Here is a 13,206-nt window from a genome sequence, read left to right as displayed (position 1 = left end):
TCTTGCCATGGATTTCCTGCGACCGGCGAACCTGGCCGAGGCGCTCGCCGCGAAGGCCGAGCGCCCGGCCTCCGTGCCACTGGCGGGCGGCACGGATGTCATGGTCGAGCTCAACTTCGACCACCGCCGTCCGGACGCGCTGCTCGACCTGACCCGCGTCGCGGAACTGGCCGAGTGGACCGTCGAGAACGGTGTGGTCCGGCTCGGCGCGGGCGTTTCCTACACGCGGCTCATCACTGACCTGGGTGAAAAGCTGCCCGCGCTGGCGATGGCTTCGCGCACGGTCGGCTCGCCGCAGATCCGCAACCGCGGCACGGTCGGCGGCAACCTCGGCGCTGCCTCGCCAGCGGGGGACACGCACCCGGTGCTGCTGGCGACCGGCGCGCGGGTCGAGGTCGCGTCCGTCCGCGGCACTCGGATGATCGAGGCGGACGACTTCTACGTCGGCGTCAAGAAGCACAGCCTCGCCCCCGACGAGCTGATCGTGGCGGTGCACCTGCCGGTCGCGACCGCCCCCCAGCAGTTCGCGAAGGTCGGCACGCGCAACGCCATGGTCATCGCGGTGTGCTCGTTCGCCGTCGCGCTCGACCCGGAGCACCGGCGCGCGGGTGCGGCGATCGGCTCCGCGGCGCCGACTCCCCGCCGTGCTGCCGCGGCCGAGGAGTTCCTGGCCGCCGAGTTGCCGTGGGACGCGCCCGCGCCGCTGCGCGACTCGGTCAAGCGGCGCTTCGGCGAGCTGGTCGCGTCGGCCGCCGCGCCGATCGACGACGTGCGTGGCACCGCGGAGTACCGCAAGCACGCGCTCGCGGTGCTCGCCCGCCGGACACTCGGCTGGGCCTGGCAGGACTACCTGGGAAGTGAGCGGACATGCGCATGAACGTGACGGTCAACGGCGAAGCCCGGCAGGCCGACGACGTGTGGGAGGGCGAGAGCCTGCTCTACCTGCTGCGCGAGCGGCTCGGCCTGCCCGGCTCCAAGAACGCCTGTGAGCAGGGCGAATGCGGTTCCTGCACGGTCTACCTGGACGGCACGCCGGTGTGCGCGTGCCTGGTCGCCGCCGGGCAGGCCGAGGGACGTGAGGTGCGCACGGTCGAAGGGCTGGCCGACGGCGACCGGCTCGATCCGGTGCAGCAGTCCTTTGTGGACGCGGGCGCCGTGCAGTGCGGCTTCTGCACGCCCGGTCTGGTGGTCGCCGCGCACGACCTTTTGAACCGCGTGCCGAACCCGAGCGACGAGGAGATCCGCGAGGCGCTCGCCGGGAACCTCTGCCGCTGCACGGGCTACGAGAAGATCCTCGACGCGGTGCGGGCGGCGGCGAAATGACCCTGATCCTGGAGAACGCGGCCATCGCGACGGTCGACGCCGACGGCGCCGAGCACCGCAGCGGGCACGTCGTCATCGACGGCGACACCATCACCGCCGTCGGCCCCGGCCCGGCGACCGTGCCGGGGGAGCGGATCGACGCTGCCGGCTGCCTGGTCACGCCCGGCCTGGTCAACACCCACCACCACCTGTACCAGTGGGCCACCCGCGGGCTGGCGGCCGACGCGACGCTGTTCGAGTGGCTGGTCCACCTGTACCCGGTCTGGAAGCGGCTGGACGCCGGCATCACGCACGCCGCCGCGACCGCCGGGTTGGCGCACCTGGCGATGACCGGCTGCACCACGGTCGCCGATCACCACTACGTCTTCCCGCATGACAGCGGAGACCAGGTCGAGGCACTCGTCGCGGCGGCGAACCGGATCGGCGTGCGGGCGCACCTCGTGCGCGGGTCGATGGACCGCGGCGAGTCCGACGGCGGCCTGCCGCCGGACAACCTGGTGGAGACCACCGAAGCCGCCTTGCTCGGCACCGAAGCCGCGATCGACGCCCACCACGACCCGGCGCGCAACGCCCGCATCCGCATCGCCGCGGGCCCGTGCTCGCCGTTCTCGGTCAGCGAGGAGCTGATGCGCCAGGCGGCGGATCTGGCTCGGCGCAAGGGAGTCCGGCTGCACACCCACCTCGCCGAGACGCTGGACGAGGAAGAGCAGTGCGTCGCCGAGAACGGCTGCACGCCCGCCGAGTACGCCGACAAGCTGGGCTGGCTCGGCGACGACGTGTGGCTCGCGCACACCGTGCACCTCGAGGGCCCGGCGATCCGCCGCATGGGCGCCACCCGCACCGGTTCGGCGCACTGCCCGACGTCGAACGGCCGTCTCGGCACCGGGATCGCGCCCGTGCGGGACCTGCTCGACGCCGGCGTCCCGGTCGGCCTCGGGGTCGACGGCGCCGCGTCCAACGAGTCCGGCGGGCTCGGCGAGGAGTTGCACCAGGCGCTGCTGCAAGCGCGGCAACGTGGCGGCCCGACCGCGCTGACCGTCCGCGAGGCGCTGTGGATGGGCACCATGGGCGGCGCGCGCTGCCTCGGCCGTGACGGCGAGCTCGGCTCGATCGAGCCCGGCAAGCTTGCCGACCTCGCGGTGTGGAACCTGAACGGCCTGCGCTACGCCGGGATCGAGGACCCGCTGGCGGCGCTCGTGCTCGGCGCGACCCCGCCGCTGAAGCTGCTGCTCGTCGGCGGCCGGACGGTGGTCGCCGACGGCGAACTGCGCACGGACGACGAGACCGCGATCGCGGGCGAGCTGGCGGCCGCGAGCAGGAGGTTGCGATGACCACGTCAGTCGAGCGCACCGGCACGGCAGGTGGGATCGGGGCCAGCCCGCGCCGCCCGGACGGGATCGTGAAGGTGCGCGGCGAGTTCGCGTACTCCTCGGACCTGTGGCACGAGGACATGGTGTGGGGCGTGACCCTGCGCAGCCCGCACCCGTCCGCGCGCATCACCGGCATCGACATCACCGAGGCGCTGAAGGTGCCCGGTGTCGAGGCAGTGCTCACCCACGAGGACGTGCCGGGTGTGAACCGGTACGGCCTGGAGCACCCGGACCAGCCGGTGCTGGCCGTCGACGTGGTGCGCTACCAGGGCGAACCGGTCGCGCTCGTCGCGGCCGACCACCCGGAGACGGCGCGGCGGGCGATGAAACGAATCCGCGTCGACTACGAGGTGCTGGAACCGGTCACCGACGCCGAGCGCGCGGTGCGCGGCGACGGGCCGAAGGTGCACCCGAACGGCAACGTCGTGCGGCACGTGCCGATCCGCCGCGGCGACCCGTCCGCGGCCGCCGACGTGGTGGTGTCCGGCGTGTACGAGGTGGGCATGCAGGACCAGGCGTTCCTCGGCCCGGAGTCCGGTCTCGCGGTCCCGGCCGAGGACGGCGGCGTCGACCTGTACGTCGCGACGCAGTGGCTGCACGTCGACCAGCGCCAGATCGTCGCCGCGCTCGGGTTGCCCGCGGACAAGGTGCGGCTCACGCTCGGCGGGGTCGGCGGCGCGTTCGGCGGGCGCGAGGACCTGTCCATCCAGATCCACGCGTGCCTGCTCGCCCTGCACACCGGCAAGCCGGTGAAGATGGTCTACAACCGCGAGGAATCGTTCTACGGCCACGTGCACCGGCACCCGGCGAAGATGTACTACGAGCACGGCGCCGACCGGGACGGGAAGCTCGTCTACGTCAAGGCGCGGCTGTTCCTCGACGGCGGCGCGTACGCGTCGTCCACCGGCGCGGTCGTCGCCAACGCCGCGACCCTCGGCGTGGGGCCGTACAACGTGGACAACGTGCAGGTCGACTGCTGGGGCACGTACACGAACAACCCGCCCTGCGGCGCGATGCGCGGCTTCGGCGCGGTGCAGGCGGCGTTCGCCTACGAGTCCCAAATGGACAAACTCGCGCAGGCGTGCGGGCTGGACCCGGTCGAGGTGCGGGTCCGCAACGCGATGAGCGAGGGCTCCCGCATGCCGACCGGGCAGATCGTGGACTCGGCCGCCCCGGTCGCCGAGCTGCTGCGGCGGGTGGCCGCGAAACCGCTGCCGCCCGCGCCGTCCGGCGAGCGGGACCTGCGGACGTTGCCCGGCGGCGTCTCGAACACCACCCACGGCGAGGGTGTCGTACGTGGCGTCGGGTACGCCGTCGGGATCAAGAACATCTGCTTCTCCGAGGGCTTCGACGACTACTCGACCGCGCGTGTGCAGCTGCGGGTGGTCGGCGGCGAGGCGGCCGCGACGGTGCAGACCGCGGCGTGCGAGGTCGGGCAGGGCCTGGTCACGGTGCTGCAGCAGATCGTGCGGACCGAGCTGGGCGTGGAGCAGGTGACGATCCTGCCGATGGACACCTCGATCGGCAACGCCGGGTCGACGTCGGCGTCCCGGCAGACGTACGTGACCGGGGGAGCGGTGCGGGCCGCGTGCGTGGCGGTGCGGACGGCGCTGGCCAAGCGGATCGGTTCGCCCGACCTGGAGCTGGTGGGCGGCAAGCTGGTGTCCGGCCGGGATGGCGTGGTCGCGGACCTGGCCGACGCGCTCGGCGACGACGTCTACGACGAGACGGTGGAGTGGCGGCACCGGCCGACCGAGGTGCTCGACCCGGAGACCGGGGCGGGCAACGCGCACGTGCAGTACGGGTTCGCCGCGCACCGGGCGGTGGTGGACGTGGACACCGAGCTGGGGCTGGTGAAGGTGGTCGCGCTGGACTGCGCGCAGGACGTCGGGCGGGCGCTCAACCCGCAGGCCGTGCTGGGCCAGATCCAGGGCGGTTCGGCGCAGGGGCTCGGGCTGGCGGTGATGGAGGAGATCCAGACGCGGGACGGGAAGATCCGCAACCCGTCGTTCACGGACTACCTGATCCCGACGGTGCTCGACATGCCGCCGATGGACATCGACGTGCTGGAACGGGCCGACCCGAACGCCCCCTACGGCCTGCGCGGAGTCGGCGAACCCCCGACGATCTCTTCCACGCCGGCGATCGTGGCAGCCATCCGAGCCGCGACGGGCAAGGACCTGCCGCGGGTCCCGGTGCGCCCGGAGCACATCGTCAGCTGAGGCGTTCGTGGGCGCCGGGCACATCGCGTCGCTGACCGCAGGTTCCGGCGCACACCATCAGCGGCGCCGGAACCCAGCCAGGAATCAGGCGCGTTCCAGCACCACCACGGGGATCTCCCGCGAGGTCTTCTTCTGGTACTCGTCGTAGTCCGGCCACACCTCGGCCATCTTCGCCCACATCGCGGGCTTCTCGTCGGGCGTGGCGACCCTCGCGACCGCCTTGAAGCGCTCGCCCTTGATCTGGACCTCGACGTTCGGGTCGGCCTGCAGGTTGACGAACCACGCCGGCGGCGCGTCGGTGCCGCCCTTGGACGCCACCACCAGGTACGCGCCCTCGTGCTCGCGGAAGATCAGGGCGTGCCGGCGCTCCTGCCCGGACTTGCGGCCCTTCGTGAACAGGATCAGGATCGTCGTCCCGTTGCGCCAGTGGTAGCCGTCCTCGCCGTCGGTCTCCAGGTAGCGGTCGACGTGCGGCTGGCCGTGCAGATCAATGGCAGAACTCATGAAGCCGACACTACCCGCGGGCCCGCCCGGTGAGCATTTCACGAGCGGTCGCCACGGCGGCCTCCCCGGCGATGGCCAGCGGCTCCACGTCCCGCAGGGAGCGGCTGAGCACGAAGGCCCCTTCCAGCGCGCTGATCACCGCGATCGTCAGTCGCCGGGCGTCGTCCTCGCTCAGGCCGAAACGCGTGAAAACACCCGTCCCGGTGGCGATCCACGACTCGAACACCTCCGCCGTCGCCCGGCGCAACGTCTCGTTCGTGCTCGCCACCTCCAGCGCCACGGTGGCGATCGGGCAGGCGTCGGCGTAGTCGGTCTCCCGCAACGTCACCGCGGCGGCGGCGAAGGCCTGCTCCAGCCCGGTGACCAGGTCCGGCGCCGGTGCGATCAGCAGGTCGAACAGCTTCCCGTACGCCATGCCGGAGCTGCGGATCACCTCCTCGGCCAGCTGTTCCTTGCCGCCGGGGAAGAAGTGGTAGATCGAGCCGAACGGCGCGCTCGCCTCGGCGACGATCTGCTTCAGGCCCGTCCCGGTGTAGCCGTTGCGCCGGAACAGCTCCGCGCTCGCGGCCAGGATCCGTTCTTTGGTGTTGCCCACGTCACCGATCCTAGCTACCCTCCCGCTAGAGCGATCTATCAAATCCGAGGGGGCGGAGATGCCCGAGGTCGAACTGTCCGCGGGGACGATCGAGTACGACGACACCGGCGGTGGGGGGCCGGTGATCGTCTTCCTGCACGGCCTGACCATCGACAACACCGTGTGGCGCGAGGTCGTGCCGGGCCTGGGGGAGTACCGGTGCGTGCTGCCGAACTGGCCGCTGGGCTCGCACCGGAAGCCGATGAAACCGGACGCCGACCTGTCGCTGCGCGGCCACGTGCGGCTGCTGGCCGAGTTCCTGGAGGCGCTCGACCTGCGAGACGTGACGCTGGTCCTCAACGACTGGGGCGGCGCGCAGTTCCTGATCAGCGAGGGGCTGGCCGACCGGGTCGGCAGGCTGGCACTCGTGGCGTGCGAGGCGTTCGACAACTTCCCGCCCGGCCTGTCCGGGCGCATGCTCGTCCGCGTCGCGCGGATCCCCGGCGGCCTGAAAGCCATGCTGCACCTGCTGAAGTTCCGGTTCGTCCAGCGCGCGCCGGGTTCCTGGGGGTGGATGAGCAAGACGCCGGTGCCCGCTGAGGTCATGGACAGCTGGTTCGGCCCGGCCCGCGAGAACCCGGCGATCATGCGGGACATGCTGAAGTACGGCCTGCACACGCCGCCGAAGGAGACGCTGCTGGAGTGGTCCGGCAGGCTGGGGGAGTTCACCGGGCCCGTGCTCGTGGTGTGGGCGAAGGAGGACAAGCTCATGCCCCGCGAGCACGGGCCGCGGCTGGCGGCGCTGTTCCCGGACGCGCGGCTGGTCGAGGTGCCGGACAGCTACACGCTCGTGCCGCAGGACCAGCCGGAACTGCTCACGAACCTGTTGCGGGAGTTCGTTCCCGTCGGGTCCCGAAAATGAGGTTGAGCACCACGGCGACCACGCAGCCTGCGCTGATCCCGGAGTCCAGCACGGTCCGCACGGCCGACGGGAAGTGCGCGTAGAACTCGGGCGCGGCGATCGGGATGATCCCGACGCCCAGCGCGGCCGCCACGATCGTCACGTTCGCCGGGCGGTCGAACGCGGCCGTGGCCAGGGTGCGGATGCCGGAGACCGCGACGCTGCCGAACAGCACCAGCCCGGCGCCGCCGAGCACCGGTTGCGGCACCAGCGCGACCACGCCGCCGGCGACCGGGAACAGGCCCAGCAGCACGAGGATCGCGCCGCACGCGGCCACCACGTACCGGCTGAACACGCGGGTCAGCGCGACCAGCCCGACGTTCTGCGCGAAGGCGGTGCAGGCGAACCCGCCGAACACCGTGGACACCGCCGTCGCGACGCCGTCCGCGCGCAGGCCGTCGGCGAGCGTTCGTTGTCCCGTCGGCCGGCCGACGACCTCGCCGAGCGCGAGCATGTCCGCGGTGCTCTCGGCCATGATCACGATCATCACGATCGCCATGGAGATGATGGCCGCGATGTCGAACGCGGGGCTGCCGAAGTGGAACGGGCTCGCCACGCCGAACGCCGGCGCCTCGCGGAAGGTCGACGTGTCGACCTCGCCCAGCGGCCACGCGATCAACGTGCCCACCACCAGACCCAGCAGCAACGCGATCCGGCTCCAGAAGCCGGGCAGGAACCGGTTGAACGCCAGCACCGCGAGCAGCGTGATCGCGGCGAGCAGGATGCCGTGCGGTTCGGCGGAGTCCTGCTGGCCGGAGATCCAGTTGACCGCCACCGGCAGCAGCGAGACCCCGATGAGCGTGATGACCGTGCCGGTCACCAGCGGCGGGAAGAACCGCGTCAGCCGGGAGAAGAACGGCGCGGCGAGCACCATCAGCGCGGCGCCGACGAGCGTGGCGCCGTAGACGACGCCGAGCGCGTTCCGCGGCCCGTGCTGCTGCACGATCGCCATCACCGGGGCCACGTTCGCGAACGTGACGCCGTTGACCAGCGGCAGCCGGGCGCCGAACCGCCACACGCCGAGGGTCTGCAGCAGGGTCGCCAGCCCAGCGGTGAACAGGCTCGCGCTGATCAGCAGGCTCAGCTGTCCGCCGGACAGGCCGACGGCGCTGCCGATGATCAACGGCGGGGCGACGACCCCGGCGTACATCGCGGCGACGTGCTGCACGCCGCCGACGACCAGTTGCAGCGCCGGGGGTTTGCGGTCGACCGGGTGGATGTCCGTCACCGGTGTGGCGGTCGTGGTCACGCGGGTTCTCCCAACTCGCCCGGCGCTACCGCCAGGCGGGGCCCGGGTCCTCCGCGTCGTCGCGCAGGACGGTTCCTTCGATGAGGCCGTACGGACGGTCCGCGGCGTGGAAGACCTCGTTGTCGTTGGTGAGCCCGAACGGGCTGAGGTCCACCACGAAGTGGTGCTTGTTCGGCATCGACAGCCGGATCTCGGCCACCTCGCCGCGTGCTTCGAGAACCGCCTCGCCCATCGCGTACAGGGTCTGCTGCAGCGAAAGGCTGTGTTTCGTCGCGAACGTCTCCAGCAGGATCCGCCGGATCTCCGCGAAGCTCTTGCGCCAGTCGATGCCGCTGCCCTGGTACCGCCACTGCGCGGTGACGGCGGTGGCCAGGATGCGGTCGTCGGTCTCGGCCAGCGTCGTGTACTCGTCGCGCGGGAAACCGTGGAACTCCGAGCCGGTGGACTTCAGCACGACCAGGTCGCGCAGGCCGGACACCACCCAGGCGCGGTCGTTCTCGACCGTCACCACGGTGGTCCGCTTTTCCTCGCTCGACCGGGAGAAGGCGTGGTCGTGCGGCCGGCCGCCGACGGCGATGCGATCCCAGGCGTGCTCGTCGATCGTGACGCGCGCGCCGGTGATCTGGCCGAACCGGCCGACGAAGTGCCTGGCCAGCCGCAGCCCGAAGTCCTCGATCTCACCGACCGGGCTTTCCTTGGCGAACGCGTAGACGGTGTTCTTCTGCGTGTCGGTGGCGACCACGTCGGAGTTGTCGCCGGTGAGGTGGGTCTTCGCGAGGTCGCCGCGCAGCGCGGTGGAGACCGTGAGGTCCTTGAGGTGGTGCACGTCCCCGGCCCGGGTCACCGTGACGAGGCGGACCTCGGCCTTGCCGTACTGGTTCGGCCCCAGCTTGATCGCCATCGTCAGCTCCCTCGGTAGGTGGAGTAGGAGAACGGGCTCAGCAGCAGCGGCACGTGGTGGTGCTGTGTGCCGTCGGTGATCCGGAAGGCCACGGTGACCTCGGGGAAGAACGCGTCCGGGCCGAGGTGGGCGCCGGTGTCGAACACCAGCCGGTAGACGCCGGGGTCGAGTTCCGCGGGGCCGAGGTCGCGGACGCGGCCGTCGTCGTCGGTGCGGCCGCGCGCGATCACCGTGCCGTCGCTCGTTTCCAGTCGCACGGGGACCCCCGCGGCCGGGTGTCCGGCGGAAGTGTCGAGGACGTGGGTGGTCACCAGGCTCATGCTGTCACCGCCTTTCCCAGCCGCAGCACGGCGATCTCGACCAGTTCCCGTCCGGCGACCGCCAGTTCGGTGTCCGGGTCGTTGTGCATGCGCTCCCGCAGGTTCGCCAGCAATTCCGGCCCGCTGCGGCCGCTCGCGCAGACCAGGAACACGTGCCCGAACCGCTCCTCGTACTCGGCGTTGGCGGCGCGGAACTCCGCGGCCGCGGCATCGTCCACACCGGACTGCTCGTCACGGGACCAGCCGCCGGAGGGCTTTTCGCCGATCCGCGGGTGCGCCGCGATGGCTCGCCGGGTCTCGTCCCCGGTGAGGGTGAGGCGGGCGGCGCCGGTCAGCGCGGCGAGGTCGGGGTAGGGCCGTCCGGCCAGCACCGCGTCCACCCAGCGTGGCACGTCCAGGCACGCGGTGAGCAGTTCCCCGGCCTCGCCCGGTGGCGCGGTGTTGAACTCGGCGAGCGTGACAGTCAAGTGTTCCTCCGGATCACGGTGCTGCCGATTCTGGGAAATGGACGTTACGGTCGTGTTCGACGAGCGTCAACAATTTGTTGAAATCATGGCTCGCGGTTGAGATAGTTGTAGACCGTGAACCGGGTGACGCCGAGTGCTTCGGCGACGGTGGGCGCGGCCCTGCGCATGGCGAACGCGCCGCGCTCCTCCAACAGGCGCACGGCGCGTTGCTTGCCGGACCGGTCCAGGTCGGCCAGCCGGGTGCCGAGCGACCGCTCGACGTCGGCGATCAGCCGCTCCAGCGTGGTGGGCGGCGCGCCGGCCGGTTCGCTGGCGGCGGTCGGCGTGGACAGCTGCAGGGTCAGGCGGTTCGCGCCGCCGTCCAGCGCGGCCCTGGCGATGGCCGGGAGCGCGCCGAGCAGGGCGTCCGCGTCGCCGCGGGCGGTGGTGCCGAGCGGGCCGAAGTCCACGGACAACCCGGCCTCCTCGGCGGCGGTGCGCGCGCGGACGGCGTGCTCGGGCGGTTCGCCCTCGCCGCGGAACGGTTCGGTGGTGAACTCGGCTTGCAGTTCCACGTCCGCACGGTAACCGTACGGGCGGGGGAACTGGAAGCGGACGAAAGGAGTGCCGGGTGGAACTGGTCTTCCGGGCGCGGCGCGCGATCACGGCCGCGGGCGACGGGCCGTGCTCGGTCGGTGTCGACAGAGGACGGATCACCGCCGTCGAACCCGGCCGCGCGCTGTCCGGTGACCGGGTCGTCGAGCTGGGGGAGGACGTCGTCCTGATGCCCGGGCTCGTCGACACCCACGTGCACGTCAACGACCCCGGCCGCACCGAATGGGAGGGCTTCGAGACGGCCACCCGCGCGGCCGCGGCGGGCGGGGTCACCACGATCGTGGACATGCCGCTGAACAGCCTGCCCCCGACGGTCGACCCGGACGCGCTGGCGGTCAAGCGGAAGACCGCGTCCGGGCGGGTCCACGTCGACGTCGGGTTCTGGGGCGGCGCGATCCCCGGCAACGGCGCGCACTTGCCCGCCTTGCACGAGGCCGGGGTGTTCGGGTTCAAGTGCTTCCTGCTGCACTCGGGTGTCGACGAGTTCCCGCCGCTCGACGACGCCGAACTGGAGGCCGACCTGCGGATCCTCGCCGGGCTCGGCGCGCTGATGATCGTGCACGCCGAGGACGCCCCGACCATCGACGCGGCGCCGCGACCGCACGGCCCGCACTACCAGGGGTTCCTGGCGTCGCGGCCACCCGAGGCGGAGAACCGGGCGATCGCGCGGGTCATCGAGCTCGCGCGGCGCACCGGGGCGCGGGCGCACATCCTGCACCTGTCCTCTTCGGACGCCCTGCCGATGATCGCGGCGGCCCGCGCCGAAGGGGTCGCGCTGACGGTCGAGACGTGCCCGCACTACCTGAGCTTCACCGCGGAGGAGATCCGCGACGGCGCGACGCAGTTCAAGTGCTGCCCGCCGATCCGCGAGGCAGGCAACCGCGAGCGGCTGTGGCAGGGGCTGGCCGACGGCGTGATCGACTGCGTGGTGAGCGACCACTCGCCGTGCACGCCGGAGCTGAAGCGGTTCGACAGCGGCGACTTCGGCGAGGCCTGGGGCGGGATCGCCGGGCTGCAGGTCGGGCTGCCCGCGGTGTGGAGCGGGGCGGCGCGGCGCGGGCACACGCTGGCGGACGTGGTGCGCTGGATGGCGACGCGGCCGGCGGAACTGGCGGGGATGACGCGCAAGGGCCGGATCGCCGTCGGCTACGACGCCGATTTCTGCGTGTTCGCGCCGGACGAGGAGTTCGTCGTGGATGTCGCGAAGCTGCGCCACCGGAACCCGGTGAGCGCCTACGACGGCAGCCGGCTGCGCGGGGTCGTGCGGCAGACGTGGTTGCGGGGCCAGGAAGTCACCGGGGACAGTCCGCGGGGCGAGTTGCTGAATCGAGGGCAGTGTTGACCGAGCGTCAGGAGTGGACTTATGAGCCGGACCTGGCGTCGCGCCGGGTCGGCGGCAGCGTGGTGTGGGCCAACGACGAGGCCTTCGCCGAGCGGGAGAACCTGATCAAGCCCGGGCCGGCGGAGTTCCGGCCGTGGAACTTCGGGCACAAGGGGCAGATCTACGACGGATGGGAGACGCGGCGGCGCCGGGAGCCGGGCGTGGACCAGGCGATCGTGCGGCTCGGGCTGCCCGGCGTGGTGACCGGGGTGGTCGTGGACACCGCGTTCTTCACCGGCAACTACCCGCCGTTCGCGTCGGTGGAAGCGGTCGCCGTCGACGGGTACCCGAGCCCGGCGGAGCTGGCCGAACTGGAGTGGACGCCGCTGGTGCCGAAGTCGCCGCTCGCGGGGGACTCGGAGAACTTCTTCGCCGTGTCGTCGTCGCGGCGCTGGACGCACGTGCGGCTGTCGATCCACCCGGACGGCGGGGTCGCGCGGTTCCGGGTGCACGGCGCGCCGGTGGCGGACCCGCGGCTGGTCGACCCGGCGGCCCTCGACCTGGCGGCGCTGGAGAACGGCGCGCGGGTGGCGGGCTGCTCGAACATGTTCTACTCGTCGCCGTCGAACCTGATCTCGCCCGGTTTCGCCGCGGTGATGGGGGAGGGCTGGGAGACGGCCCGCCGCCGCGACGACGGCAACGACTGGGTGTCGGTGGCGCTGGCCGGCGCGGGCGTGCCGCGGCTGGCCGAGCTGGACACGACGCACTTCAAGGGCAACGCGCCGGGCTGGGCGTCGTTGAGCGGACGCTTGGACGGTTCGTGGTTCGAGGTGCTGCCCAGGACCCGGCTCCAGCCGGACACCCGGCACCGGTTCCTTGTCCCGGAGCCGCGCGAGCTGAGCGTGGTGCGGCTGGACATTTACCCGGACGGCGGCATGGCGCGACTGCGCCTGTGGGGCGCGCTGACGGAGCGTGGCCGAGCGGACTTCGAGCGGCGGTTCACCGAGAGCAGCGGCTGATGGCGCGCGGCACCGGTTCCTTGTCCCGGAGCCACGCGAGCTGAGCGTGGTGCGGCTGGACATTTACCCGGACGGCGGCATGGCGCGACTGCGCCTGTGGGGCGCGCTGACGGAGCGGGGCTGGGCGGACTTCGAGCGGCGGTTCATCGAGAGCAGCGGCTGATGGCGCGCGGCACCGGTTCCTGGTCCGGAGCCGCGCGAGCTGAGCGTGGTGCGGCTGGACATCTACCCGGACGGCGGTATGGCCAGGTTGCGCCTGTGGGGCGCGCTGACGGAGCGTGGCCGGGCGGACTTCGAACGGCGGTTCACCGAGAGCAGCGGCTGATGGCGCGCGGCACCGGTTCCTGGTCCGGAGCCGCGCGAGCTGAGCGTGGTGCGGCT

The 13,206-nt window shown here is 72.1% G+C and carries 15 protein-coding genes and 1 pseudogene; 9 read left to right on the top strand and 7 right to left on the bottom strand.

All coding sequences use genetic code 11. From position 1 onward, the window contains the following. The first annotated feature begins 7 nt into the window (after positions 1-7). Genes ABZ215_RS16630 through pucD form a run of 4 tightly spaced genes read left to right on the top strand, consistent with a single transcriptional unit; the run spans position 8 to position 4,915 of the window. On the top strand, positions 8-877 hold the full coding sequence (locus ABZ215_RS16630) for an FAD binding domain-containing protein (protein ID WP_354950186.1): 870 nt from the start codon (positions 8-10) through the stop codon (positions 875-877). After that, positions 868-1,323 carry a (2Fe-2S)-binding protein gene (locus tag ABZ215_RS16625; protein WP_354950185.1) on the top strand — a complete coding sequence of 152 codons (456 nt, stop codon included), beginning with the start codon at positions 868-870 and terminating at the stop codon, positions 1,321-1,323. Before ABZ215_RS16630 ends, ABZ215_RS16625 begins: the two co-directional genes overlap by 10 nt. Then, positions 1,320-2,654 carry an 8-oxoguanine deaminase gene (locus tag ABZ215_RS16620; RefSeq protein ID WP_354950184.1) on the top strand — a complete coding sequence of 445 codons (1,335 nt, stop codon included), beginning with the start codon at positions 1,320-1,322 and terminating at the stop codon, positions 2,652-2,654. Before ABZ215_RS16625 ends, ABZ215_RS16620 begins: the two co-directional genes overlap by 4 nt. Beyond that, positions 2,651-4,915: a xanthine dehydrogenase subunit D gene (gene pucD / locus ABZ215_RS16615; protein WP_354950183.1), complete on the top strand. Its 2,265-nt coding sequence runs from the start codon at positions 2,651-2,653 to the stop codon at positions 4,913-4,915. The genes ABZ215_RS16620 and pucD overlap by 4 nt, the downstream gene beginning before the upstream one ends. A gap of 84 nt (positions 4,916-4,999) precedes the next feature. Here the strand turns inward: pucD and ABZ215_RS16610 are convergent, their stop codons facing one another. Both ABZ215_RS16610 and ABZ215_RS16605 read right to left on the bottom strand, forming a co-directional pair. After that, the gene (locus ABZ215_RS16610; RefSeq protein WP_027931826.1) at positions 5,000-5,419 is read right to left on the bottom strand and encodes a nitroreductase family deazaflavin-dependent oxidoreductase; all 420 of its coding nucleotides are present in this window, start codon (positions 5,417-5,419) and stop codon (positions 5,000-5,002) included. Between the two features lie 10 nt (positions 5,420-5,429). Further along, positions 5,430-6,014 carry a TetR/AcrR family transcriptional regulator gene (locus ABZ215_RS16605; RefSeq protein WP_354950182.1) on the bottom strand — a complete coding sequence of 195 codons (585 nt, stop codon included), beginning with the start codon at positions 6,012-6,014 and terminating at the stop codon, positions 5,430-5,432. Positions 6,015-6,072: 58 nt separating this feature from the next. Between ABZ215_RS16605 and ABZ215_RS16600 the strand changes: the two genes are divergently transcribed. Further along, the gene (locus tag ABZ215_RS16600) at positions 6,073-6,915 is read left to right on the top strand and encodes an alpha/beta hydrolase (RefSeq protein WP_354950181.1); all 843 of its coding nucleotides are present in this window, start codon (positions 6,073-6,075) and stop codon (positions 6,913-6,915) included. Here the strand turns inward: ABZ215_RS16600 and ABZ215_RS16595 are convergent. The 5 genes from ABZ215_RS16595 to ABZ215_RS16575 all read right to left on the bottom strand — a co-directional run bounded on the left by ABZ215_RS16595 (position 6,869) and on the right by ABZ215_RS16575 (position 10,445). Then, on the bottom strand, positions 6,869-8,203 hold the full coding sequence (locus ABZ215_RS16595) for a nucleobase:cation symporter-2 family protein (RefSeq protein WP_020418129.1): 1,335 nt from the start codon (positions 8,201-8,203) through the stop codon (positions 6,869-6,871). The genes ABZ215_RS16600 and ABZ215_RS16595 overlap by 47 nt on opposite strands. 25 nt (positions 8,204-8,228) lie before the next feature. After that, entirely contained in the window at positions 8,229-9,104 is an 876-nt protein-coding gene (pucL, locus tag ABZ215_RS16590) for a factor-independent urate hydroxylase (RefSeq protein ID WP_020418130.1), read from the bottom strand. Between the two features lie 2 nt (positions 9,105-9,106). Further along, on the bottom strand, positions 9,107-9,424 hold the full coding sequence (gene uraH / locus ABZ215_RS16585) for a hydroxyisourate hydrolase (RefSeq protein ID WP_354950180.1): 318 nt from the start codon (positions 9,422-9,424) through the stop codon (positions 9,107-9,109). Continuing rightward, entirely contained in the window at positions 9,421-9,891 is a 471-nt protein-coding gene (gene uraD / locus ABZ215_RS16580) for a 2-oxo-4-hydroxy-4-carboxy-5-ureidoimidazoline decarboxylase (RefSeq protein ID WP_354950179.1), read from the bottom strand. Before uraD ends, uraH begins: the two co-directional genes overlap by 4 nt. Positions 9,892-9,974: 83 nt before the next feature. Beyond that, entirely contained in the window at positions 9,975-10,445 is a 471-nt protein-coding gene (locus ABZ215_RS16575; RefSeq protein ID WP_354950178.1) for a helix-turn-helix domain-containing protein, read from the bottom strand. Between the two features lie 56 nt (positions 10,446-10,501). On the opposite strand from ABZ215_RS16575, the gene allB reads away from it, so the two are divergent. The 4 genes and pseudogenes from allB to ABZ215_RS16555 all read left to right on the top strand — a co-directional run. Beyond that, entirely contained in the window at positions 10,502-11,827 is a 1,326-nt protein-coding gene (gene allB / locus ABZ215_RS16570) for an allantoinase AllB (RefSeq protein ID WP_354950177.1), read from the top strand. Beyond that, on the top strand, positions 11,821-12,825 hold the full coding sequence (alc, locus tag ABZ215_RS16565; protein ID WP_354950176.1) for an allantoicase: 1,005 nt from the start codon (positions 11,821-11,823) through the stop codon (positions 12,823-12,825). Before allB ends, alc begins: the two co-directional genes overlap by 7 nt. Next, entirely contained in the window at positions 12,779-12,988 is a 210-nt protein-coding gene (locus ABZ215_RS16560) for a hypothetical protein (RefSeq protein ID WP_354950175.1), read from the top strand. Before alc ends, ABZ215_RS16560 begins: the two co-directional genes overlap by 47 nt. Before the next feature lie 48 nt (positions 12,989-13,036). Continuing rightward, a pseudogene (locus tag ABZ215_RS16555) lies at positions 13,037-13,150 on the top strand (allantoicase); the annotation flags it as partial. Positions 13,151-13,206: the final 56 nt, after the last annotated feature.

Source organism: Amycolatopsis sp. NPDC006131, assembly GCF_040614175.1.
Classification (GTDB): Bacteria; Actinomycetota; Actinomycetes; order Mycobacteriales; family Pseudonocardiaceae; genus Amycolatopsis_E; species Amycolatopsis_E tucumanensis.
Note: the sequence above shows the minus strand (reverse complement) of the source record. Positions and strands in the feature narration are given on the sequence as shown.

Bases quoted from the DNA above. Each gene is read 5' to 3' on its own strand.
- pucL (WP_020418130.1), bottom strand. From the start codon at position 9,104: ATGGCGATCAAGCTGGGGCCGAACCAGTACGGCAAGGCCGAGGTCCGC.
- ABZ215_RS16600 (WP_354950181.1), top strand. From the start codon at position 6,073: ATGCCCGAGGTCGAACTGTCCGCGGGGACGATCGAGTACGACGACACC.
- uraH (WP_354950180.1), bottom strand. From the start codon at position 9,424: ATGAGCCTGGTGACCACCCACGTCCTCGACACTTCCGCCGGACACCCG.
- ABZ215_RS16630 (WP_354950186.1), top strand. From the start codon at position 8: ATGGATTTCCTGCGACCGGCGAACCTGGCCGAGGCGCTCGCCGCGAAG.
- ABZ215_RS16620 (WP_354950184.1), top strand. From the start codon at position 1,320: ATGACCCTGATCCTGGAGAACGCGGCCATCGCGACGGTCGACGCCGAC.
- pucD (WP_354950183.1), top strand. From the start codon at position 2,651: ATGACCACGTCAGTCGAGCGCACCGGCACGGCAGGTGGGATCGGGGCC.
- ABZ215_RS16610 (WP_027931826.1), bottom strand. From the start codon at position 5,419: ATGAGTTCTGCCATTGATCTGCACGGCCAGCCGCACGTCGACCGCTAC.
- ABZ215_RS16625 (WP_354950185.1), top strand. From the start codon at position 868: ATGCGCATGAACGTGACGGTCAACGGCGAAGCCCGGCAGGCCGACGAC.